A 22389-nucleotide genomic window follows, 5' to 3' on the forward strand; every position below is an offset into this window, starting at 1 on the left:
CTCAGCGTGCGATGTCAGCGACATGGCGCTCCGGGCCCGTAGGCGGAAGGGTGAACACTGCCGGGGACCGCCGTGCCCCGGCAGTCGCATCGCTGTCTACAGGAGGGCTCGGTCGGGTGTTCAGTCGTGTCGCCATCGTCAACCGGGGTGAGGCGGCCATGCGCCTCATCCACGCCGTACGGGACCTCGCCGCGGAGACCGGGACACGGATCGAGACCGTCGCCCTGCACACCGACGTCGACCGGACCGCCACCTTCGTCCGGGAGGCGGACCTGTCCTACGACCTCGGTCCCGCCTCCGCGCGCCCGTACCTCGACCTGACGGTGCTGGAGCGCGCGCTGGTCGAGTCCGGCGCGGACGCGGCGTGGGTCGGATGGGGGTTCGTCGCCGAGGACCCGGCGTTCGCGGAGCTGTGCGAGAAGATCGGCGTCACCTTCGTCGGACCGAGCGCGGAGGCGATGCGCAGGCTCGGCGACAAGATCGGCGCGAAGCTGATCGCCGAGGAGGTCGGCGTCCCGGTCGCGCCGTGGAGCCGCGGCGCGGTCGAGACCCTGGACGCGGCCCTGGCGGCGGCGTCGCAGATCGGCTACCCGCTGATGCTGAAGGCGACCGCGGGCGGCGGCGGGCGCGGCATCCGCGTGATCACGGACGGGGCGGAGCTCGCCGACGCCTACGAGCGCACCAGCCAGGAGGCCGCGCGGGCGTTCGGCAGCGGCGTCGTGTTCCTGGAACGCCTGGTCACCGGCGCACGGCACGTCGAGGTCCAGGTGATCGCCGACGGCCAGGGGACGGCGTGGGCGCTCGGCGTCCGCGACTGCTCGGTGCAGCGGCGCAACCAGAAGGTCATCGAGGAGTCGGCGTCGCCGGTGCTCGAACCCGCGCAGGCCGCCGAGCTCAAGGCGTCCGCCGAGCGGCTGGCCGTCGCGGTCGGCTACCGCGGCGCGGCCACCGTCGAGTTCCTCTACCACCCCGGCGACCGGATGTTCGCCTTCCTGGAGGTCAACACCCGCCTCCAGGTCGAGCACCCGATCACCGAGGCCACCACCGGGTTCGACCTGGTCAGGGCGCAGCTGCACGTGGCGTCCGGCGGACGGCTCGAAGGCGCGCCGCCGGTGGAGCGCGGGCACGCCGTCGAGGCCCGGCTGAACGCCGAGGACCCCGACCGCGACTTCGCGCCGTCCCCGGGCCGCATCGCGCGGCTGGCGCTGCCCGCCGGGCCCGGCATCCGGGTGGACACCGGCGTCCGCGAGGGCGACACCATCCCCGCCGACTTCGACTCGATGATCGCGAAGATCATCGCCTACGGCCGCGACCGCGACGAGGCGCTCGGCCGGCTGCGCCGGGCGATGGCGCAGACCACGGTGATCATCGAGGGCGGCGCGACGAACAAGAGCTTCGTGCTCGACCTGCTCGACCGGCCCGAGGTCATCGACGCCAGCGCGGACACCGGCTGGATCGACCGCGTCCGCGCCGAGGGCGAACTCGTCTCCCACCGGCACTCCGCCGTCGCGCTGGCCGCCGCCGCCATCGAGGCGTACGAGGAGGGCGAGCGCGCCGAGCGGCAGCGGCTGCTGTCGACGGCGTCCGGCGGACGCCCGCAGGTGCGGCACGAGAGCGGCCGCCCGCTGGACCTGAAGCTGCGCGGCGCCGGCTACCGCGTGCGCGTCGCGCGGGTCGGCGCGCACCGGTTCCGCGTCGGCGTCGAAGCGGGCGACGGCGTCCGCACCGCCGACGTCGAACTCGACCGCTTCGACCGGCACACCGCGCAGATCGTCGTCAACGGCACCCGGTACCGCCTCCTCACCGGCACGCACGGGCCGGTCCACCTGGTCGAGGTGGACGGCGTGACGCACCGGGTCAGCCGCGACGAGGGCGGCGTCGTCCGCTCCCCCGCGCCCGCGCTGGTCGTCGCCACACCGCTGGAGGCCGGCGCCGAGGTCGAGGCGGGCGCGCCCGTACTGGTACTGGAGTCCATGAAGATGGAGACGGTGCTGCGGGCGCCGTTCAAGGCGCGGCTGAAGGAATGCGTCGTCTCCGTCGGCAGCCAGGTGGAGACCGGCGCGCCGCTGCTGCGGCTGGAGCCGCTCGCCGGCGACGACGACGAGGCCGGGGACACCTCGGCCACCGCGTCCGTCGAACTGGACCTGCCCGCCGCCACCGCGACGATCCCGGCGCGGGCGCGCGCCGCCCGCGGCCAGGAGGACCTGCGCAGCCTGCTGCTCGGCTTCGACGTCGACCCCCACGACGAGCGCCGGGTGCTCGACGACTACCTCGCCGCGCGCCGGGCCGCCGCCGAGGACGGCCATCGGCAGCTGGACCGGGAACTCGCCCTCATCGACGTGTTCGCCGACCTCGCCGAGCTGAGCCGCAACCGCCCGGCGGGCGAGGATGGCGCCGGCGACGGCCACGTCCACAGCGCCCGCGAGTACTTCCACACCTACCTGCAGAGCCTCGACGTCGAGCGGGCCGGGCTCCCCGCGGCGTTCCAGGACCGCCTCGGCAAGGCGCTCGGCCACTACGGCGTCACCGAACTGGACCGCTCCCCCGAGCTTGAGGCCGCGGTGTTCCGGATCTTCCTCGCCCAGCAGCGCGCGTCCGCCGACGCCACCGCCGTCGCGACGCTGCTGCGCGCGTGGCTGCGCGAGCCGCCGCCCGCCGAGGCGCTGCGCGAACCCGCCGGGCTCGCGCTGGAACGGCTGATCGCCGCGACGCAGATCCGCTTCCCGGTGGTCTACGACCTGGCGTGCGGCGTGGTGTTCGCCTGGTTCGCCCAGCCGCTGCTGCGCCGCAACCGCGCCCGCGCCTACGCCGGTGTCCGCGCGAACCTGCGTCACCTCGACGCGCACCCGGACGCCCCGGACCGCGCCGAGCGCATCGCCGAGATGGTGCGCAGCACCGAGCCGCTGGTCCGGCTGCTCGGCCGGCGCCTCTTCCGCGGCGACCGGGACAACGCGGTCATGCTGGAGGTGCTGACCCGCCGGTACTACGGCAACAAGGGCCTGACGGGCGTCCGCACCGCCGAGGTCGCGGGCTCCACGTTCGTCGTCGCCGAGCGCGCCGGCTCGTGCCTGGTCTCCGCGGCGGTGAGCTTCGAGGCACTGGGCGGAGCGCTGCGCGGGCTCGCGGACCTGGCGGGCGGCGAGGACGCCGTCGACGCCGACATCTACCTCTCCTGGGAGAACCAGCCGGAGGACTTCGACGCGCTCGTGGCCGCGCTGCACGAGGCCGTCAACGCGCACCCGCTGCCGGAGCAGGTCCGCAGGCTCACGGCCACCGTCGCGGGCAGCAGCGGCGCGGTCATGCACCACCACTTCACGTTCCGCCCGTCCGCCGCCGGGATGACCGAGGAGCGGCTGATCCGCGGCCTGCACCCCTACATCGCGCAGCGGATGCGGATGGAGCGGCTGAGCAGGTTCGACCTCACCCGGCTGCCGTCCTCGGACGAGGAGGTCTACCTCTACCAGTGCGTGGCGCGGGACAACCCGTCCGACGACCGCCTCGTCGCCTTCGCGCAGGTGCGGGACCTGACCGAGCTGCGCGACCACGACGGCAGGCTGCGCACGCTCCCGACGGCCGAGTACACCATCGCCACCTGCCTGGACTCGATCCGCCGCGCGCAGGCGCTGCGGCCGTCGAAGCAGCGCTTCAACACCAACCGGATCGTGATCTACGTCTGGCCGCCGAGCGACCTCACCCGCGCGGAGCTGGAGATGCTCGCCGAGCGCATGCTGCCGACGACGGCCGGCGCCGGGCTGGAGGAGATCGAGCTCATCGGGCGGCAGCGGGACCGGGCGACCGGGGAGTTGGTCAAGACGTCCGTGCGCATCACCTTCGACGCGACCGGCGGCACCAGGCTGACCGTCGGCGAGCCGTCCGACGAACCGATCGAGCCGATCGACGGCTACCGGCAGAAGGTGCTGCGCGCGAGCAGCCGCAACACCGTCTACCCGTACGAGTTGACCGAGGTGCTCGGCGACTTCGTGGAGCACGACCTCGATGACGACCACGCGCTCGTCCCGGTCGACCGGCCGAAGGGACGCAACACCGCGGCGATCGTCGCCGGCGTCGTCACCACCCGGACCCGGCGGCACCCGCAGGGCGTGACCAGGGTCGTGCTGCTCGGCGACCCGACGAAGGCGCTCGGCGCGCTGTCGGAGCCGGAGTGCCGCCGCGTGATCGCCGCGCTGGACCTGGCCGAGCGGATGCGGGTCCCGCTGGAGTGGTACGCGCTGTCGGCCGGCGCCCGGGTCTCCATGGAGTCGGGCACCGAGAACATGGACTGGGTGGCGGCGGCGCTCAAGCGGATCGTCGAGTTCACGCAGGACGGCGGCGAGATCAACGTCGTGGTCGCGGGCATCAACGTCGGCGCGCAGCCGTACTGGAACGCCGAGGCGACGATGCTCATGCACACCCGGGGCGTCCTCGTGATGACGCCGGACTCCGCGATGGTGCTCACCGGCAAGCAGGCGCTCGACTTCTCCGGCGGCGTGTCGGCCGAGGACAACTTCGGCATCGGCGGCTACGACCGGGTGATGGGCCCGAACGGGCAGGCGCAGTACTGGGCGCCCAGCCTGGTCGCCGCGCGGGACGTGCTCATGTCGTACTACGACCACACGTACGTCGCGCCAGGCGAGGACGCGCCGCGACGGGCGAAGACCACCGACCCCGTAGGCCGGGACGTCTCCGACTTCCCGCACACCGTCGAGGGCAGCGACTTCACCACCGTCGGCGAGATCTTCTCCGCCGAGGCCAACCCGGACCGCAAGAAGCCGTTCGACATCCGGACCGTGATGCGGGCGCTCTCCGACCAGGACCACCCGGTGCTGGAGCGCTGGGCGGGCATGGCCGACGCGGAGACCGCGGTGGTGCAGGACGTCCATCTCGGCGGCATGCCGGTCTGCCTGCTCGGCATCGAGTCGCGCGCGGTGCCGCGGCGCGGTTTCCCGCCGACCGACGGCCCGGACGCCTACACCGCGGGCACGCTGTTCCCGCAGTCGTCGAGGAAGGCGGCACGGGCGATCAACGCGGCCAGCGGCAACCGGCCGCTGGTGGTGCTGGCGAACCTGTCGGGCTTCGACGGATCGCCGGAGTCGATGCGCAAGCTGCAGCTGGAGTACGGCGCCGAGATCGGCCGGGCCATCGTCAACTTCCGGGGCCCCATCGTGTTCTGCGTGATCTCGCGGTACCACGGCGGCGCGTTCGTGGTGTTCTCGAAGGCGCTGAACCCGAACATGACCGTGCTCGCGCTGGAGGGCTCGTTCGCCTCGGTGCTCGGCGGCGCCCCCGCCGCCGCGGCGGTGTTCGCCGGCGACGTCAACGCCCGCACGGCCGCCGACCCCCGCGTCCGGGACCTGGAGGCCCGCGTCGCGGCCGTCCCCGGCCCCGACCGGGCCGCGCTGATCGCGGAACTCGACGAGCTCCGCGCGTCGGTCCGCACGGAGAAGCTCGGCGAGGTGGCCGCCGAGTTCGACCGCGTGCACGACATCCGGCGCGCGGTCGAGGTCGGCTCCGTCGACGCCGTCATCCCCCCGGCGGAACTGCGTCCACGGATCATCGAGGCCATCGAGTCCCGGTGACCGCGGCACAGGAATGCCGCGAACCGCGGGCGGCGCCGCGAACCTGGACGATCGGACGTTCGGCGGCGGCCGCCCTGCCGGTCGTGTTCGTGCCGATCTGGAGCAGCGGGTATCTCGCCGGGACGATCGGGGCGCGCAGCGGAGCGTCGCTCGCCCTGGTCGCCTGGCGGTTCCTCGCCGCGTTCGCCGTCCTGGGCACGGTCGCCCTCGTCACCCGTGCGCCCTGGCCCAAGGACCGGCGCATGTACGCGCACCTGCTCGTGACGGGTGTGCTGCTGCAGACGGTGCAGCTCGGCGGGGTGTTCTTCGGGCTGGGGCACGGAGTGCCGGCGGGACTGTCGTCGCTGATCCTCAGCGCCTGCCCGCTGATCGTCGCGGCGGTCGCGGTCCCGATGTTCTCCGAGCGGCTCACCGGACGCCAGTGGGCCGGGCTCGCCCTGGGACTGGCCGGCGTGGTCGTCTGCCTGAGCGAGAACCTGTCGGGCGGAGCCGCGGGCGCCGGGTACGCGTACACGGGGCTGGCGCTGGCCGGTCTCGCCGCCGGCACCCTCTACCAGAAGCGGTTCGGCGGCTCGGTCGATCTGCGGACGGGGACCACCGTCCAGCTCCTCGGTGCGACCCTCACCACGTTCCCGCTGGCCATGGCGCACGGCGGGCTGCGCATTCCGCTCACCACGCAGGCGCTCGGTTCACTGGCGTGGCTGGCGATCGTCAACTCGATCGGCGCGCTCATCCTGCTGTTCGTCCTGCTCCGGCGCGGCACGGGCGGTGCGGCGACCAGCCTGCTCTACCTGGTGCCGCCGGTCACCGCCGTGCTGGCCGTGCCGATCCTCGGCCAGGACATCACCGCGAGCGTGATCCTCGGTATGGCGATCTCGGGAGCGGGCGTCCTGCTCGTCCTGACGCGCGCACGTTCGTGATCGGCGTTTCCGGCCCGCGCAGGTAGGCGGCGATCGCATGCGGGTTGATCGCGGACGACGGGTATGAGCCGGAGAGGAGGCCGGAGGGCCCGCGCCATGGGCCGCCTCCGGCCTCCTCGACCACCCGGAGGATCGGCACTCTCGTGGATCTCAACGCACCCGACCGCACCCTCAAGATCGGCGGTCACCCGCTCCCGGTCGTCGGGCCGGCCCGGATGTACGTCTGCGGGATCACCCCGTACGACGCGACCCATCTCGGCCACGCCCGCACGTTCGTCTGGGCCGACATCGCCGCCCGCGTCCTGCGCCACGCGGGAGGCGACGTGCGCGTCTGCCGCAACGTCACCGACGTCGACGACGTGCTGAACCAGGCCGCGCACCGTGCCGGCAGCCCCTACGACAGCTTCGCCGCCGTCCAGCAGTTCTATTTCGAAGGCGATCTGGACGCTCTCGGCGTCCATGCCGTCGACCATCAGCCCCGCGCGCACAACCACGTCAGGGAGGTCGTCGCGCTCGCCCAGGGCCTCATCGCGTCCGGTCACGCCTACGTCCGGGACGGCGCTGTCTACTTCCGCGGCGCCGACGTCCCGCGGCGGGCGGGACTGAGCGACGACCATGCGCATGATCTCCTGGCCGAGTACGGCGACGCGCCCGACGATCCCGGGAAGGAGGGCCCGTTCGACGTCGCCGTCTGGCGCCCCTCGCGGTCGGGCGAGCCCGCCTGGCCCAGCCCGTGGGGCGCGGGACGGCCCGGCTGGCACGCCGAATGCGCCGCGATGGCCATGACGACCTTCGGCCCCGCGCTCGACCTGCACGCCGGCGGCACCGATCTGCGGTTCCCGCACCACGCCTACGAGGCGGCCATGGCCGAGGCGCTCACCGGTGTCCGGCCGTTCTCCCGGACCTGGCTGCATGTGGGCATGGTCCGCCGGGACGGCGTCAAGATGGCCAAGTCCACCGGCAACCTGGTCCTGGTCTCCGACCTGATCCGGCATCACCCGGCTCCGGCGGTCCGGTTCATGCTGATCACCGAGCCCTGGACACAGGAGTGGGACTACACGGCCAAGTCGGTCGACCGTGCCGCGGCCGACCTGGACCGGCTCCACCTCGCCGCCGGCCGCAGCAACTCCTCCTCCGCGGCCGAGGCGGCCGTAACGCGGGCGCTGCTCGACGACCTCGACGTGCGCACGGCGCTCGACGTGGCGGAGCAGGAGGGCGGCAGAACAGCCCGCCTGGTCATGAGCGTCCTGGCCCTCGGCTGAACCCCGGCGCAGTCACCGATCCTCCGCGTCCGATACCGGGAGGGTGACGCGGAAGACCGTGTGCTCTCCGCCGACGAGTTCGGCGGCGCCGCCGTGGGCGGTGGCGACCGCCTGGACGATCGCCAGACCCAGGCCCGTGCTGCCCGAAACGCGGGAGCGCCCCTGGTCCGCGCGGACGAATCGCTGGAAGATCTTTTCGCGGAGCTCGGCGGGGATGCCGGGGCCGTCGTCCTCCACGTCGAGAACGACCTCGCTTCCACGTGCGGCGAGTCTGACGGTGACATGCGTGCCGGGGGGTGTGTGGGCGCGGGCGTTGGCGAGCAGGTTGGCGACCAGCTGGTGGAGGCGGCAGGGGTCTCCGGTGGTGGTCACTGGTTCCTCGGGAAGCACCAGTTCCCAGCGGTGCCCGGGGCCGGCGGCGCGGGCGTCGGCGGTGGCGTCCAGGACGAACCGGGTCAGGTCGACCGGGCGCTCGTCCAGCGGGCGACCGGCGTCCAGACGAGCGAGGAGCAGCAGGTCGTCGACGAGTTCGGACATCCGCACCGATTCAGCCTCGATGCGTCCGAGCGCGTGCTTCACCTCCGGCGGCACGGACTCGGACGTGCGCAGGGCAAGTTCGGCGTGACCGCGGATCGCGGCGACCGGGGTGCGCAGCTCGTGGCTCGTGTCGGCGGCGAAGCGGCGGAGCCGTTCCTCGCTCGCGTGCCGCCGGGCCAGCGCGTTCTCAGAGACCCGGCAGGGCGCCGGGACGATCCGGGTGTCCCTCCTGGACGATCATGAGGTGGTCCGGCGTGGCGTGGCGGCGCTGCTGTCCGCCGAGGACGGCACCGAGATCGTCGGCGAGGCCGACACCGCGGCCGACGCGCTGGCGCGGATCCCGGCCGTCCGGCCCGACGTGGCGGTCCTGGACGTCGGCCTGCCCGACGGCGACGGCGTCACCGTCTGCCGCGAGATCCGCTCCCAGATGCCCGAGCTGGCCTGCCTGATGCTGACCTCCTTCGACGACGAGGACGCCCTCTTCGATGCGGTGATGGCGGGGGCGGCCGGTTACGTCCTCAAACAGATCCACGGCTCGGACCTGGTCGGCGCCGTCCGCACCGTCGCCACCGGCCAGTCCCTGCTCGACCCGCGCAGCACCGCCCGCATGCTGGAGCGGCTCCGCACCCGCCAGGAGAAGAAGGACCCCCTCAAGCCCCTCACCGACCAGGAACACCACATCCTGGAACTGATCGGCGAGGGCCTCACCAACCGGCAGATCGGCGAACGTCTCTTCCTCGCCGAGAAAACGGTGAAGAACTACATCTCCAATATCTTCGCCAAACTCGGCCTGAGCCGCCGCACCCAGGCCGCCGCCCTCGCCGCCCAACTCAAAGCCGCCTCTTCCCGCCCCCAGGAAAGGCGCGACTAATACGGGCGGATACCGATCCGCGCCCAGCGCGCCGTGACCGTGGAAGGCCACCGCCACGCCCGGCGCGGCAGGTCAGGGCTCCTCGATCAAGACCTCCTCGACGGGGCGCCGCACGGTCGCCAGCTCGGCCGCGTCGGTCAGGGCGGCCAGCGCACCCTTGACGTGCGGGTCGACCGCCTGGACAAGCCTGGCACCCTCGTTTTCCACCGCGTACCGCAAAGCAAAGCCGTCTGGACGCCCGCGGGCACAGGCTCGGGGCGGAATCCGCCCCGGTGAGTGCGGCGCCGTCTGATGTGCGCGTGATCCCGAACGGCCTCGTCGTCCACGGAGCCCACGCCCACGTCGACGTAGACGTCGGCCAGCAGGTGTGGACGCTCCGGATCGGGCAGCAGCCGCACCACCGGTTCATATCCGCACGCCCGCAATGAGAGCCGCAGGTTGTACAGCGCGGCGCCGCAACCGATCAGCATTTCGCGGCCGTCCGGGTCGGCCACGTCCAGCCGCCGCGTCCGCCCGCAGGCTGATCCGCGACCCGCGAACGCTGAACCGCCACGGCTGTGTGTTGTGCACGGACGGGGCCCAGGCTGCGTCCTCGACCGCCTCGCGGACGACGCCGTCGATGGATGCCAAAGCCTCTCTGCTTCAAGCGCACCACCTGGCCCGGATTGGCGACAGGGCCAAAAGTCCATTGCAAGTGAGGCCGTGTGGCATGGAGTGATGTGAAAGGCTGCGGCAGTGGCAGATGAGATCGAACAGGCGGATGGTCGCACGTGGCTTCCCGAGCATGAACGCAATCTTCAGGGTGCACTGAGCGAACTCGCTACGAAACACGGGTTCGACGCGCGGGCCATGAGCACGCTCGCTCACATCGATCTGGTGGGCCGTTTCCTGGCCGGCGCGGAGGATCCGGCGACGACCGCGGCCAGGCAAACGTTCGAGATCTGTCCCTGGGGACCATTGCTCGGCCGAATCGGCGCCGTGGCGTTGCGGAGCGTTTCGCCGGTCACCCCCGACCACTATCGCGAAGCCCTGCTGGCACTGCTGGAGGTCTGGTCACGCTCACCGATGGCGGATCCCGCCGCCGGGCTGCGCAGGGGAAGAGTGTCCGCGAGTGCCACCGCCGCCCGTGACGAGCACGGGGTCGCCGTGACGGTCGGAGGCGGCAACGCGGAATGGATCGCGCGCAAGAACCCGGAGATGGTCTTCGTCGATCGCGCCTTCGGGCAGGGTGAACCGCCCGCCCTCGGCACTGTCGTGGAGGTCGCCGAGGCCCCCTTGAGGTGGGGCGACACCGATCAGCTCACTCGGCTGGTCGCGTTGGCCCGCGCCAACGGCCCGGTGCCCTGGGATCGCAAGGCCGTGGACGTCCTGGCCGAAGGGATCGGGACGTCACGCGCCACCGCCGCGCTGGCGCTGTGCGGGTTCCTCGGGCACCCCAACGCCCGTGCGGACAAGCTGACCGCCGAGGCCCGCAAGACCCTCAAGGTCCGGGTCGGCGACGTCAGCGACGCGTGGTTCCGGGACATGGACGGGCACACCGACGAGGATCGGCTCGAACTGCTCGCCGAGGTTCTCCCCCAGAATCCGGAACGGTTGTGGGAGCCCGGTGGGCTCAGCGAGGTCGCTCTGCGTTTGTCGCAGGCGTGGCATGAGAGGTTCGGCAAGAAGACGCCTGTGCCCCTTGGCACCGTCCAAGCCGCCGAACACGTGGCCCCAGAGGTCAGCGGTGGCCAGCTGTGCGCATGGCTTTCCGACCCCGACGCGGTCCCGCTGCTCACCAAGGACTTGGACACCTGGCTGGAATCCGCCGACGGCGCCAAGTACAAGAACCAGAAGTGCGTCCCGTTCACCGAGATGCTGACGATGCGGAACCTCATCGAAGCAGTCACCTTCGGGCTCCGCTGGTCCTATGAGGAGCTTCCCGCCGGTGATCCGGTGCGGGACGGCGCACCCGCGGCCTACGAGCTGCTGCTGCAGCGGCTCGCCCATCCCGGCCTGCTGCTGCCGGTCTGCTCCTTCGCCGCCGGGCCGCAGGGAGCGGACGCGATCACCGGCAGGTTCGGTACCGTCCCCTATCTCGGCCCCGCCGAACTCACCGTCGAGTACGTCGACGATGGTCTCACCGTCGCCGAGGTGGTCACCGGCCGGGGGCTGGCAAGCCTGTACTTCCGCCCCGCCCTGTACGGCGCGGACGACCGAACCCAACGCCTGGCCGAGGCAGTGGACGCGTCCAGGGCCTACACCAGGCACACCTTCGAACGCGTACGCCTGCTGCACAGTGACGCGGCCAAGGCCCTCGCCCGCCGCATCAGTTCCGGCACACTGCCGGAAGGGGCCTACGAAGCCGATCCGTCGGCGTCGGCACCGTCCCTGGTTCAGGAGGTGGGCCGGCATCTGGACGTCCCGACCGACGCCGCCGCGCTCTACCTCCAGCTGCTGACCCTCCGCGAACCGACGGACCGCAGCGTGCGGAAGTGGAATCGCTGGACCCCGGCCCGCCGGCGCAAGGCCGCCGACGCCCTGGTGGCCCGGAACCTGGTGGTCCGGGACGAGCGGGCGCGCGCCGGACGCACGATCTTCCTCCCCGGCGCCTGGATCGAGGGCGGCACCCCTCTGGAAGCATGGAAAAGCGAGCTCCATGCCGAGGCGGACGCCGAGGACACCGGCACCCCCTTCATCTGGCGGCCGCTGCCCGCCCGCTTCACCCACGCCTGGACCCGCGTCCAGGCAGGCGACGCACCCTGAGCTGAGCCGGGCGTCCCGCCTACGACCGGGTGAGTTCGCGGTAGTCGCGGAGGGTGATGTTCTCCGCGGCCTTGCGGGCGATCTTGGAGGCCATGTTCTTGCCCGGCAGGTACGGCATGACCTTGTAGTAGCGGTTGAGGAGCGTGGCCAGGGCACGGTTTCCGGGGACCATGAGCTTGGCGACGCCGTCGCCCATCTTCTGACAGCCCGCGGCGTACTCGCGCATCTCCTCCTCGTACCGCCCGAACGCGACGCGGTGGTCGCCCTGGGCCACGGCAAGCTCGCCCGCCAGGACGTACGCGCCGACCAGGGCGAGCCCCGACCCCATGCCCGACAGCGAGGACGGGCAGGAGGCGGCGTCGCCGACCAGGGCGACCCGGCCGCGGGACCAGGATTCCATGCGGACCTGGCCGACCGAGTCGAAGTAGAAGTCGGGCGCGTACCGCATGTCGTGCAGCAGCCGGTCGCTCTCCCAGCCGTTCCCGGTGAAGGTCTCGGCGAGGACGGCCTGCTGCCGCGCCACGTCACGGCGGTCCAGGTCCAGCTGCGGCGAGGCGAAGTAGAAGACGGCCCTGGCCTCGGTGTTGTGGCGGGCGCTGTACATGGCGACGAGCTTGCCCGCGGTGCGGTAGGCGTGCCCGGTGTGGTCGAGCCCGAGGCGGTTGGCGGTGGTGAAGATCGCGCAGTGCACGCCCAGGTGCTTCACGAACTGCTCCTCCGGCCCGAACGTCAGGCGGCGGGTGTTGGAGTGCAGCCCGTCCGCCCCGATCACCAGGTCGAACCGGCGCGGCGCGCCGCGCTCGAAGGTCACGTTCACGCCGTGGGCGTCTTCGGTGAGCGAGGTGATGGAGTCGCCGAAGACGTACTCGGTGTGCTGCCTGGTCGCGTCGTACAGGATCCGGGCCAGGTCTCCCCGGAGGATCTCGATGTCCCCGGCGAACATGTCCGCGGGCAGCTTGGCCTGCGGCCTGCCCGCGCTGTTGACGTACGACATCGGGCCCATGCCGGTCCGGGCGCGTTCGAGGTCGTCCAGGATGCCCATGCCGCGCAGGACCGTCAGGTGGGCCTCGCCGCGGAAGTCGACGGCGTAGCCGCCATCACGGAGAGCGGGGGCGCGCTCCACGATGGTGGCCTGGAAGCCGTGCCGGTGGAGCCAGTAGGCGAGCGCGGGGCCGGCGACGGAGGCGCCGGAGATCAGTACCTTGAGGTTCGTCATGCCGCAGAGCTTCCAGGGGGGCGCTCACCGCGGGCTCACCATGCGCTCACCGCGGCGGGATGACCGCGCTCACCGGCCCGAGGTCACGGCCTTGAGAACGGACTCGACGAGGTTCTCGGACAAGCCCAGAATGCGCAGCACCTCCGAGGCGGGCGCCCCCATCGTGTCGGCGACTTCAGCGGCCTGCCGGTAGTGCTTGCGCGCCTCGGCGTGGTGGCTCCGGGCCACGGCGACGCGCCCGAGGCCGGTGAGCGCGCGTACCCGGGGCCCCAGGCTCTTGATCCAGTGCGGGTCGATCCGCTCCAGCGCCTCGGTGTACAGCCGTTCCGCCTCGGCCAGGTCGCCCTCCTCAAGGGCGATGTCGCCGAGCCCGCGCAGGGCGGCCGCCAGGTAGGTGGAGCTGCCGGCGCGGCGGGCGAGCGCCGCGGCCTTCGCATAGTCGGCACGGGCCGCCGCCGGATCGTCCCCGGCGAGGTGATCGCCGCGGTTGACCAGCAGGTCGGCGCCGTCCTCCAGGGCAACGAGCGATTCGGTGAGCACGAGGGCCTCGTCGGTCAGCGCGATCGCGCGCGCCCGGTCGCCTCGCGTGCCCGCCACGCCCGCAAGCGTGTCCAGGGCCAGCGCGATGCCCCAGCGGTCACCGAGCGAACGGAATCCCTCCAGGGCCGAGCCGAAGGAGTCCTCGGCCGCCGCGGGGTCCCCGTCGCCGAGGTGCCCGAACCCCGACACGTAGTGGGCGGCGGCCCGCGCCCACGGCTCGGGGCAGTCGCGCTGGGACGAGACGAGCGCGAACGCGCCCTGCGGGTCGGGTCCGCCCGCGTTCCGCATCATCCACAGCAGCAGGACGACCGGGTAGCGACCCGGCCGGTCGCCGGGCCACGCGGCCGCCAGCGCCTCACCGGCCGCCGCGCGGTGCCGCTCCCACACCTGCCCTCCGGCGCCCGACGCCGCCGACGCCGCGAGCAGCACGCACGTCGCGTACTCCTCGCCGAGCCCGTCGGGGACCGCGCCGCCCACCGCCGCGAGCAGTGCGATCGCCTGCGGCGCGACCGAGGCGGACGCGCCCCGGATCCACAGGAAGTTGAACGCCGCGGCGAGCAACTCGAAGGCCGTCTCCACCTCCGGCTCCTCGACCGCCCAGCGCAGCGCCGCCAAGAGGTCACCGTGCTCGGCGGCTACGACGGGCAGCCACTCCAGCTGCTCGCCTCGCCGCAGATGCGGGTCGGCCACCCGCATCAGCTCCAGGAGGCGCCGGGCGTGGGCGCGCCGTACGGACTCTCGCTCGCCCGCCGCGTCGAGCCGTTCGGCACCGTACGCGCGGATCGTCTCCAGCATCCGGTAGCGGCCGCCCGAGATCTCCAGCAACGACTTGTCGGCCAGCGACTCCAGCGTTTCGCCGTCGGTGCCGCACACCCGCAGCGCGGACTCGGCCGTCGCGCCGCCGGCGAAGACCGTGAACCGCCGCGCGGCCCGTTCCTCGGGCTCGGAGAGCAGGTCCCAGCTCCACGCGACCACCGAGCGCAGCGTGCGGTGCCGCCGGTCGGCCGTACGGTTGCCGCGGGCGGCGACACCGAGCAGGTCGTCCAGCCGTCCGGCGAGGTCGTCGATGTCCAGGGTGCGCGACCGCGCCGCCGCGAGCTCGATGGCCAGCGGCAGGTCGTCGAGCGCCGCGCAGATCCGCCGCACGACCTCGGGGTCGCCGGCGAAGCCGCGCCGCACGGCGCCGGCCCGCTCGATGAACAGCCGTACGGCCGCGTCACCGTCGAGCGGCCGCACCTGGAAGAGATGCTCGCCGATGATGCCGAACGGCTCCCTGCTCGTGGCCAGCACGCGCAACCGCGGGCAGGTCGCCAGCAGCCGCGCCGCCAGCTCGGCGACCTCGTCGACGATGTGCTCGCAGTTGTCCAGGACGAGCAGCAGCACCTGGTCGGACAGCGCCGCGATCAGCCGGTCGACCGGCGCCTTCGCGCCACCGTCCATCTGGAGCCCGTTCTCGCGCAGGCCGAGCGCGCCCAGCAGCGCCTGCGGAAGCCCGGCGCCGTCGCGCAGCGGGGCCAGTTCCACGAAGCACACCTGGTCCGCGGCGCCCCCGGCGCCCGCGACCTCGACCGACAGCCGGGTCTTGCCGACGCCGCCGGGCCCGATCAGGGTGACCAGCCGGGCCACCCGCAGCACCTCGGCGACCTCGGCCACTTCGTCGGCGCGGCCTACGAAGCTCGTCAGCTGGGCGGGCGGCGCGGCGGGCGACGGCGCCGGGTCGGCGCTCAGCAGCTGCCGGTGCAGCGCGGTCAGCTCGGCCGAGGGGTCGGCGCCCAGCTCGTCGGCCAGGCGCCGCCGGGTCTCCTCGAACACCACCAGCGCCTCGGCCTGCCCGCCCTCGGCGAACAGCGCGCGCATCAGCAGCCCCGCCAGCCGCTCCCGGAGCGGATGGCGGCCGACCAGCTCGCGCAGCTCCGGGACGGCCGCCCTGTGCTCGCCGAGCCGGAGCCCGGCCTCGATGCGGTCTTCGAGCGCCCCGAGCCTGTGCTCTTCCAGCCGTACGGCGGCGCCTCGGGCCGTGTCGCTCTCGGGCAGGCCGGCCAGCGCGGGTCCCCGCCACAGCTTCAGGGCCTCGTTCAGCAGGGCGGCCGCCCGTGCGTCGTCGCCCTCGGCCAACGCCGCCCGGCCTTCCCCGGCCAGCCGCTCGAACCGGGAGGCGTCCACATCGTCCGGTTCGACCACGATCCGGTAGCCCGCCCCGGCCCGCTCGATCGCGGCCCCGGCACCCAGTGCGGTTCGGAGCCTGGACACCTGGGACTGCAGCGAGTGCGCCGACAGCGCCCCGGCGGGGTCGATCTCGTCGGCCAGCCGGTCCGCCGAGACGACCTCTCCGGGACGCACCAGCAGCAGGGCCAGCAGCGCCCGCCTGGCCGGGCCGCCCAGCGGGACCTCGCCGCCGTCGCCGTGCCAGGCCCGGGTCTCGCCGAGGATTCCGAACCGCATACCGGCGATTATCCACCGGCGGCGATCATGGGTCGATCGGGCCGAGGAACGTCCCGCCGGAGACGTCGATGGTCTGGCCGGTCACCCAGCGGCCCTGCGGGCCCGCCAGGAACCCGACGACGTCCGCGACGTCCTCGGGCTCGCCCAGCCGCCCCAGCGCGGTGATCGACTCCAGCCCGGCGACCACCTCCGGGATGGAGGTGTAACCCGCGGTCATGTCGGTGCGCACCGCGCCGGGCGCGACCGTGTTCACCGTGATGCCGCGACGGCCGAGCTCGTTGGCCAGCGACGGCGCCATCGACTCCAGCGCCGCCTTGCTGATCGTGTAGCCGATCTGGGTGGAGACCGCGAACCGGCTGGCCGTGGAACCCATGTTGATGATGCGGCCCCCATCGTTCAGCAGCGCCATCGCGCGCTGGATCACGAAGAACGGGGTGGCGACATTGATCTCCAGCAGCCTGCCGAGCTCCTCCGGAGTGACCTGGGAGATCGGGTTGACCGAGCTGATGCCCGCGTTGTTGACCAGGATGTCCAGCCCGACCCCCGCCAGCCCCGCGACCAGTTCCTCGAACAGCCGGTCCACCTCGCCGTCCTCACCGAATCTCGCCCGGATCGCGAACCCCCGGCCGCCCGCCTCCTCGATCCGCGCCACGGTCTTCTTGGCCGCCTCGTCGTTACCGCCGTAGTGGACGGCCACCAGTGCTCCCTCGGCCGCCAGCCGCAGCGCGACCGCCCGGCCGATCCCGCGCGAGCCGCCGGTCACCAGTGCCGTCCTGCCGGTCAGAACGTTCATTCGTGTCGCTCCTGTCGAGTGGCCGGCCCTTGGCGGATCCGGCGATGACCCAACAGTCGCGGCAGACGCTCACCGAACACTCACCGCAGGCTCACCGGGGGCTGCATCCACCGTCCGCGAGCCCGGCGACTTCCACGGCGCTCTAGACCACGCCCGCCTCGGTCAGCCAACGCCACAGTTCGTCTTGCCGGACGATCGTGACACCGAGCTTTTCGGCCTTGCCGGTCTTGGACGCGCCGACGTTCTCGCCGGCCAGAAGGTAGTCGGTGCTGGCCGAGACCGACGAGGCGGTCGTCGCGGCCGCCTGCTCGACGAGGCGTGTGACGTCCGGACGGCTGATCTTCGCGCCCGAGCGTGGGTCGGTGAACGCGCCGGTGATCACGACCGCCTTGCCCCTGAGCGGCGAGTCGGCTGCGGCCGCCGCGTCGACCGGCCGGTCCTCGTCCAGTACGTCGAGGTTCACGCCGTGCTCGCGCAGCCTCGTGATCTCCTCCTGGACCTCCGCGCGGGCGAAGAACGCGACGACGCTTTCGGCGACCTTCGGCCCGATGTCGCGGATCGCCACCAGGTCCTCGACCGTCGCCGCCGCGATGTCCTCGACGCGCTCGTAGCCGGCCAGGCACAGGCGTTTGGCCGTCCCCTCGGAGGCCATCGGGATCGCCAGCCCGATCAGTGCGCGCCGAAGCCCCATGCCCTTGGAGGACGCGATCGAGTCGACCATGTTGGTGGCGCTGACCTCGCCCATCCGCTCGTAGCCGAGCAGTTGGTCGGCCGTCAGGTCATAGAAGTCGCTGCGGCGTTTGAGCACGCCGTCCTCGGCGAGCCTTTCGATCCAGACGTCGCCGACGCCCTCCATGTCGGCCGCCTGGCGCGAGGCCCAGTGCATCAGCCTGCGCGTCGCCTGCGCCGGGCACTGCAGGTTCACGCACCAGCGCTCCTCCCCGGTGCCGCGGACCTCCAGCTCGGAGCCGCACGACGGGCAGTGCGCCGGCGGGACGATCTCGACCTCGCTCCCGTCCCGCTCCTCCGGCAGTGAGCGGCCGGCGAACGGGATCACGTCGCCGCGCCGCACGACCGCCACCGTGTCACCGATCCGCAGGTCGCGCTCGCGGATCAGCCGCGGGTTGTGGAGGGTGATGTTCTCCACCGTCACGCCGCCGACGAACACCGGCGCGACCTTCGCGCGCGGCGGGACGCGGCCGATCTTGCCGACCGGCCACTCGACCGACAGCAACCTCGTCAGCTTCTCCTCCGGCGGGTACTTGAACGCGATCGCCCCGCGCGGCTCGGCGCTGTTGAAGCCCGCCGCGTCGAACGCCGCCGGCTCGTGCAGCCGCACGACCGCGCCGTCGATGTCGTAGTCCAGCCCGTCGCGGCGGCCGCCGATCTCGCCGATCGCCTCCAGCACCTCCTCGGCATTCGCGCACACGTATCGGGCGACCGGCTCAAAACCTTCCGGGATCTCCAGCGCGGCACCGTCGCGATCGGCGTCGAACGCGAAGAACCGCAACACCCGCTTGGCCTTCGCAGCCGCCTCGGGGTCCTTCAACACCAGCGTCCCGGCGGCACCCGACCGCGGGTTGGTGAGCGTCCGGTCCGGGTGCGCCTCGTTGTAGGCGGCCCACACCGACCGCAGCATCACCGCCTCGCCACGGACCTCGACGCGCCCCGGCGCCTGAATCTCGACCGGCAGGCCGGGAATCACATGGCGCACCTTCTCGGTCACCAACTCACCGACCGTGCCGGTGCCGCGCGTGGCGACGTAGTCGAGCTTTCCGTCGGCGTACACCACGCTGAGCGAGAGCCCGTCGAGCTTCTCCGACACCCGGAAGACCTGGCCGCCGAAGCGCTCGCAGAACGCGCTGATCTGCTCCCCGCCGGTCGCCTTCGCCAGCGAGAGCATCGGGCGCGCGTGCCGCACGGTCGGGGCGGCCAGCTCCGCCGGCGCGTTGACCCTGCCGAGCGGGCTGTCGGCCGGCTCGAGCTCCGGGTGCTCGGCGACCAGCGCCGCCAGCTCGTCCTTCATCGCGTCGAAGTCGGCGTCCGGCACAGGACTGTCACCGGTGCCGTAGTACAGGTCGTTCAGCCGCTTGACCTCGGCGGTCAGCTCGGCGATGCGCTCACTCACATTCACCCCTCGATTAAACGCGAAGCCACCGACACCCGCGGCGCGGGAAGGACCTCCCACCACGTATACATTAGACACTTAAATAAATTGCTCATATAGTTTCGGTGTGACAGGGAACGGGACGCCCGAGCTGGATCCGGGCGAGATGGCGGCGGCGGTCGAGGAGTTCAACGGCTTCTACATCCGGCTGCCGTCGATCCAGCGGCTCAGCTTCACCACGTTGTCGGTGCTGCACACGCTGGCCCGGCGGAGTCCGCTGCGGCTCGGCGAGCTCACCGCGACCGAGCAGGTCACCCAATCGGCCATCACGCAGATGGTGACCCGGCTGGAGAACGACGGGCTGGTCGAGCGGCGGCCGGACCCCCGTGACGGCCGGGCCGTGCTCGTGCACATCACCTCCGCCGGTGCCGAGGTGGTCTCGGCTCGCCGCGCCGACCGGGTCTCCCGGCTCGCGCCGATTCTGCAGCGGCTCTCGGCCGAAGAGCGCTCCGCGATCGCCGCCGCGCTGCCCGCCCTCCGCCGCATCGCCGAGCTCGGCGACTCCCAGGACCAACAGTGAGGACGAGCATGACCGACTTCCCTCTGACGCCAACGCCCATCCACGTGCCCGATGATGTGCTCGCCGATCTGCGGCAGCGGCTCTCCCTCACCCGATGGCCGGTCGACGCGGGCAACGACGACTCCTACTACGGCGTCAACCGCACCTACCTGCAGGAGCTCGTCGAGTACTGGCGCGACGAATACGACTGGCGCGCGGCCGAGGCGGCGATCAACGCCTACGAGCACTACCGCGTCGAGGTGGACGGCGTGCCGGTGCACTTCATGCGCCGGCCCGGGGTCGGCCCCGACCCGACACCGCTGATCCTCACGCACGGCTGGCCCTGGACGTTCTGGCACTGGTCCAAGGTCATCGACCCGCTGGCCGACCCCGGCGCCCACGGAGGCGACCCCGCCGAGGCGTTCGAGGTGATCGTGCCCTCGTTCCCCGGGTTCGGGTTCTCCACCCCGCTGCCGGACCACCCGGACATGAACTTCTGGAAGGCCGCCGACCTCTGGCACACCCTGATGACCCAGACGCTCGGCCACGAGCGGTACGCCGCCGGCGGCTGCGACGTCGGGGCGCTCGTCACCGGGCAGCTCGGGCACAAGTACGCCGACGAGCTTCATGCGATCCACATCGGCTCCGGCCTGAAGCTCAGCTTCTTCAACGGCGACCGGGCCTGGGACCTGAGCGGCGGCCGGCCCATCCCCGAAGGGCTGCCCGCAGACGTCCACGCGCAGGTCCTGGCCGTGGAAAAGCGGTTCGCCGTCCACCTCGCCGCGCACGTGCTCGACTCGACCACTCTTTCCTACGGGCTGTCGGACTCGCCCGCCGGGATGCTCGCCTGGATCCTCCAGCGCTGGATGAGCTGGAGCGACGACGGCGGCGACATCGAGACCGTCTTCTCAAAGGACGACCTGCTCACCCACGCCATGATCTTCTGGGTGAACAACGCGATCGGCACCTCGATCCGCACCTACGCCAACAACAACCGCTACCCGTGGACCCCCGCACACGACCGGTGGCCGGTCGTGGAGGCCCCCACCGGAATCACCTTCGTCGGGTACGAGAACCCGCCGGGCGTGACCACCGAGCAGCGGGTCCGCCATTTCCTCGACAGCGATCGAGCCCCCTGGTACAACCACGTCAACCTCACCGCACACGACCACGGCGGCCACTTCATCCCATGGGAGACCCCCGGAGAATGGGTCGAAGACCTGCGCCGCACCTTCCGCGGGCGGCGCTGACGCACGGGACTAGACGAGGTTCACCGGCCCGCTCGGTCCTTCCAGGCGGGCCACCAACGCGGGGCGCGCGCCCTCTCGGACATTCGACTCGACCCCGAGGGCGGCAAGATCCTTCCGCACTGCCCCAGGCTCGGGATGGACGACCTCGAACGAGAGCAGCCGCACGACGGGAAGTTCACGTGCCGGGTGAGGCGTGTCGCCCCAGTCGATCAGGAACGGCACCAGTTCCGTCCGGGGCGCCGTCAACCTCCACTGCAGTAGTTCGCCATCGGGACGGCGACGCGACATGTCCAGGGCGGGCCCCGGGTCGTATCCGGCCGCCCGTGCGCGTTCGATGGTCTCGTCCAGATCGTCGGTGGCCACGGCCCAGTCGACCAACCCGGGCTCGGTCAGATCGTCGATCCCGAACGGCCGGGGTCCTGCCGGATCGGGCTGCCCGGGGTCTGGTCCGATGACCTCCAGAAAGGCGCCGCCCCCGAGCCCCAGCAGGTGGTTCCGGGTCCCCACGCCGACGTGCGACCCGCCCGGAACCGGCCGCACCCCGGTCAGGCGCGCGACGTCCTCGACCGCCGCCGCCAGATCGGGTCCGGCGTACACCAGATGATCAAGATCCATTCCGGGACCGTAACCCAGGCGCGCCACGTCCCGGAAGAAGGCAGGCCCGGGCGGCCCGCGGTGATCGCGACACTCAGGGCCGGACAAGTCATCACTTGTCCGGCCTTATGGGGATTTACCCGAAGCCAAAATGAGAAAGAACCGCACCCAATCTAATCCCGCTCGCCGACCTCAAGATTGGTCTGGGCAACCTGGCACCATTCCGGTAACGAATACGCAGTGCGGGTATTGATCAGGTCAGGCCGGGAAGGATCCTACGGGTCATGGACGGGACCGGTGATCTGCGGATCTGCCTGACCGACCGCGCGGTGGGGCAACTGAGCGGTTGGCCGGCGCTGAGGTTATGCCGAGCCGATTGCGGCTTCGGCCAGGCTTTCGCCTGCGGTGGCGATCAGATCGTCCATCTGCACGGTAGCGATCAGGCCGAACTGTTTCTGACCTGGCCGCTCGTCCAGCGTTTGCGTGCGCCCCTCGAAGAGCACGCCTCGGTGCAGATCCGGCCCGGCGGAGGCTGGGTGAAAATATGGTTGGGCGGCCACGACGATGTCGCGTTACTGGTCTCCCTGGTCAGCGTCGCCATCAAGGCGGATTTGGCGGCACGGGACACCGCACGGCAGGGGGTGGGCCCGTGCCCGCTCGGGTACTCGCATCTCGCGGAGCGGTTCATGCCCCAACCACCCCCGGGGCGAGGCGGTCTGACCATGACGCCGTCCGGGAATCATGTGGAACGCGAGGAGCACGTCATCCGAGAGGTGACCGATCGGCTCATCCGCAGGTTCGCCGGCAGTCATCGCCCCGAGCAGGTGACCCAAGCCGTCGATGCCATCTACCGTCTCTTCGACGACAGACCCGTCCGGGACTTCGTGCCCGTGCTGGTCGAGCGTTTCGCCCGCGAGAAACTCACCCCCGCCCTCCCGAATTGAGCCGACGACTGTTCGTCCGAGCCGTCATGATGA

Annotated in this window: 17 protein-coding genes; 9 read left to right on the forward strand and 8 right to left on the reverse strand. The window is 72.0% G+C overall.

Annotated elements, in window-relative coordinates:
* Window positions 1-116: 116 nt before the first annotated feature.
* The 3 genes from ACQPXG_RS26055 (at window position 117) to ACQPXG_RS26065 (ending at window position 7758) form a co-directional block, all read left to right on the forward strand.
* Entirely contained in the window at window positions 117-5576 is a 5460-nt protein-coding gene (locus tag ACQPXG_RS26055) for a carboxyl transferase domain-containing protein (RefSeq protein ID WP_433461738.1), read from the forward strand.
* A complete protein-coding gene (locus ACQPXG_RS26060; protein ID WP_433461739.1) occupies window positions 5573-6496 on the forward strand; it encodes a DMT family transporter in 924 nt (307 codons plus the stop codon). Before ACQPXG_RS26055 ends, ACQPXG_RS26060 begins: the two co-directional genes overlap by 4 nt.
* A gap of 143 nt (window positions 6497-6639) precedes the next feature.
* Window positions 6640-7758 carry a class I tRNA ligase family protein gene (locus ACQPXG_RS26065; protein ID WP_433461740.1) on the forward strand — a complete coding sequence of 373 codons (1119 nt, stop codon included), beginning with the start codon at window positions 6640-6642 and terminating at the stop codon, window positions 7756-7758.
* Window positions 7759-7770: 12 nt separating this feature from the next.
* Here ACQPXG_RS26065 and ACQPXG_RS26070 read toward each other — a convergent pair whose 3' ends face one another.
* On the reverse strand, window positions 7771-8511 hold the full coding sequence (locus ACQPXG_RS26070) for a sensor histidine kinase (protein ID WP_433470052.1): 741 nt from the start codon (window positions 8509-8511) through the stop codon (window positions 7771-7773).
* Here ACQPXG_RS26070 and ACQPXG_RS26075 point away from each other — a divergent pair.
* Window positions 8510-9166 (forward strand): response regulator transcription factor, encoded by a 657-nt coding sequence (locus tag ACQPXG_RS26075; RefSeq protein WP_433470053.1) that lies wholly within the window; start codon window positions 8510-8512, stop codon window positions 9164-9166. The genes ACQPXG_RS26070 and ACQPXG_RS26075 overlap by 2 nt on opposite strands.
* A gap of 72 nt (window positions 9167-9238) precedes the next feature.
* Here the strand turns inward: ACQPXG_RS26075 and ACQPXG_RS26080 are convergent, their stop codons facing one another.
* The gene (locus ACQPXG_RS26080; protein WP_433461741.1) at window positions 9239-9373 is read right to left on the reverse strand and encodes a hypothetical protein; all 135 of its coding nucleotides are present in this window, start codon (window positions 9371-9373) and stop codon (window positions 9239-9241) included.
* 92 nt (window positions 9374-9465) lie between these two features.
* Between ACQPXG_RS26080 and ACQPXG_RS26085 the strand changes: the two genes are divergently transcribed.
* The gene (locus tag ACQPXG_RS26085) at window positions 9466-9594 is read left to right on the forward strand and encodes a hypothetical protein (RefSeq protein ID WP_433470179.1); all 129 of its coding nucleotides are present in this window, start codon (window positions 9466-9468) and stop codon (window positions 9592-9594) included.
* Here the strand turns inward: ACQPXG_RS26085 and ACQPXG_RS26090 are convergent.
* Window positions 9572-9796, reverse strand: a complete 225-nt coding sequence (locus ACQPXG_RS26090) for a nitroreductase family protein (protein ID WP_433461742.1) — start codon at window positions 9794-9796, stop codon at window positions 9572-9574. The genes ACQPXG_RS26085 and ACQPXG_RS26090 overlap by 23 nt on opposite strands.
* Before the next feature lie 219 nt (window positions 9797-10015).
* On the opposite strand from ACQPXG_RS26090, the gene ACQPXG_RS26095 reads away from it, so the two are divergent.
* A complete protein-coding gene (locus tag ACQPXG_RS26095; protein ID WP_433461743.1) occupies window positions 10016-11911 on the forward strand; it encodes a hypothetical protein in 1896 nt (631 codons plus the stop codon).
* Window positions 11912-11930: 19 nt separating this feature from the next.
* On the opposite strand, the gene ACQPXG_RS26100 is transcribed toward ACQPXG_RS26095, so the two are convergent.
* From ACQPXG_RS26100 to ligA, 4 genes are all read right to left on the reverse strand, one after another.
* A complete protein-coding gene (locus tag ACQPXG_RS26100; RefSeq protein ID WP_433461744.1) occupies window positions 11931-13127 on the reverse strand; it encodes an FAD-dependent monooxygenase in 1197 nt (398 codons plus the stop codon).
* 69 nt (window positions 13128-13196) lie between these two features.
* Window positions 13197-16109 (reverse strand): BTAD domain-containing putative transcriptional regulator, encoded by a 2913-nt coding sequence (locus tag ACQPXG_RS26105; RefSeq protein ID WP_433461745.1) that lies wholly within the window; start codon window positions 16107-16109, stop codon window positions 13197-13199.
* Between the two features lie 25 nt (window positions 16110-16134).
* Window positions 16135-16902 carry an SDR family NAD(P)-dependent oxidoreductase gene (locus ACQPXG_RS26110; protein ID WP_433461746.1) on the reverse strand — a complete coding sequence of 256 codons (768 nt, stop codon included), beginning with the start codon at window positions 16900-16902 and terminating at the stop codon, window positions 16135-16137.
* 142 nt (window positions 16903-17044) lie between these two features.
* Window positions 17045-19030: an NAD-dependent DNA ligase LigA gene (gene ligA / locus ACQPXG_RS26115; RefSeq protein WP_433461747.1), complete on the reverse strand. Its 1986-nt coding sequence runs from the start codon at window positions 19028-19030 to the stop codon at window positions 17045-17047.
* A gap of 106 nt (window positions 19031-19136) precedes the next feature.
* Between ligA and ACQPXG_RS26120 the strand changes: the two genes are divergently transcribed.
* A complete protein-coding gene (locus ACQPXG_RS26120) occupies window positions 19137-19589 on the forward strand; it encodes a MarR family winged helix-turn-helix transcriptional regulator (RefSeq protein WP_433461748.1) in 453 nt (150 codons plus the stop codon).
* An 8-nt stretch (window positions 19590-19597) separates the two neighbouring features.
* A complete protein-coding gene (locus ACQPXG_RS26125) occupies window positions 19598-20818 on the forward strand; it encodes an epoxide hydrolase family protein (protein WP_433461749.1) in 1221 nt (406 codons plus the stop codon).
* A gap of 9 nt (window positions 20819-20827) precedes the next feature.
* Here the strand turns inward: ACQPXG_RS26125 and ACQPXG_RS26130 are convergent, their stop codons facing one another.
* Window positions 20828-21433 carry a VOC family protein gene (locus ACQPXG_RS26130; protein ID WP_433461750.1) on the reverse strand — a complete coding sequence of 202 codons (606 nt, stop codon included), beginning with the start codon at window positions 21431-21433 and terminating at the stop codon, window positions 20828-20830.
* A gap of 263 nt (window positions 21434-21696) precedes the next feature.
* Between ACQPXG_RS26130 and ACQPXG_RS26135 the strand changes: the two genes are divergently transcribed.
* A complete protein-coding gene (locus ACQPXG_RS26135; RefSeq protein ID WP_433461751.1) occupies window positions 21697-22356 on the forward strand; it encodes a three-helix bundle dimerization domain-containing protein in 660 nt (219 codons plus the stop codon).
* Window positions 22357-22389: the final 33 nt, after the last annotated feature.

Origin of the sequence: Spirillospora sp. CA-128828, assembly GCF_050945415.1 — a bacterium.
Taxonomy (GTDB): Bacteria; Actinomycetota; Actinomycetes; order Streptosporangiales; family Streptosporangiaceae; genus Spirillospora.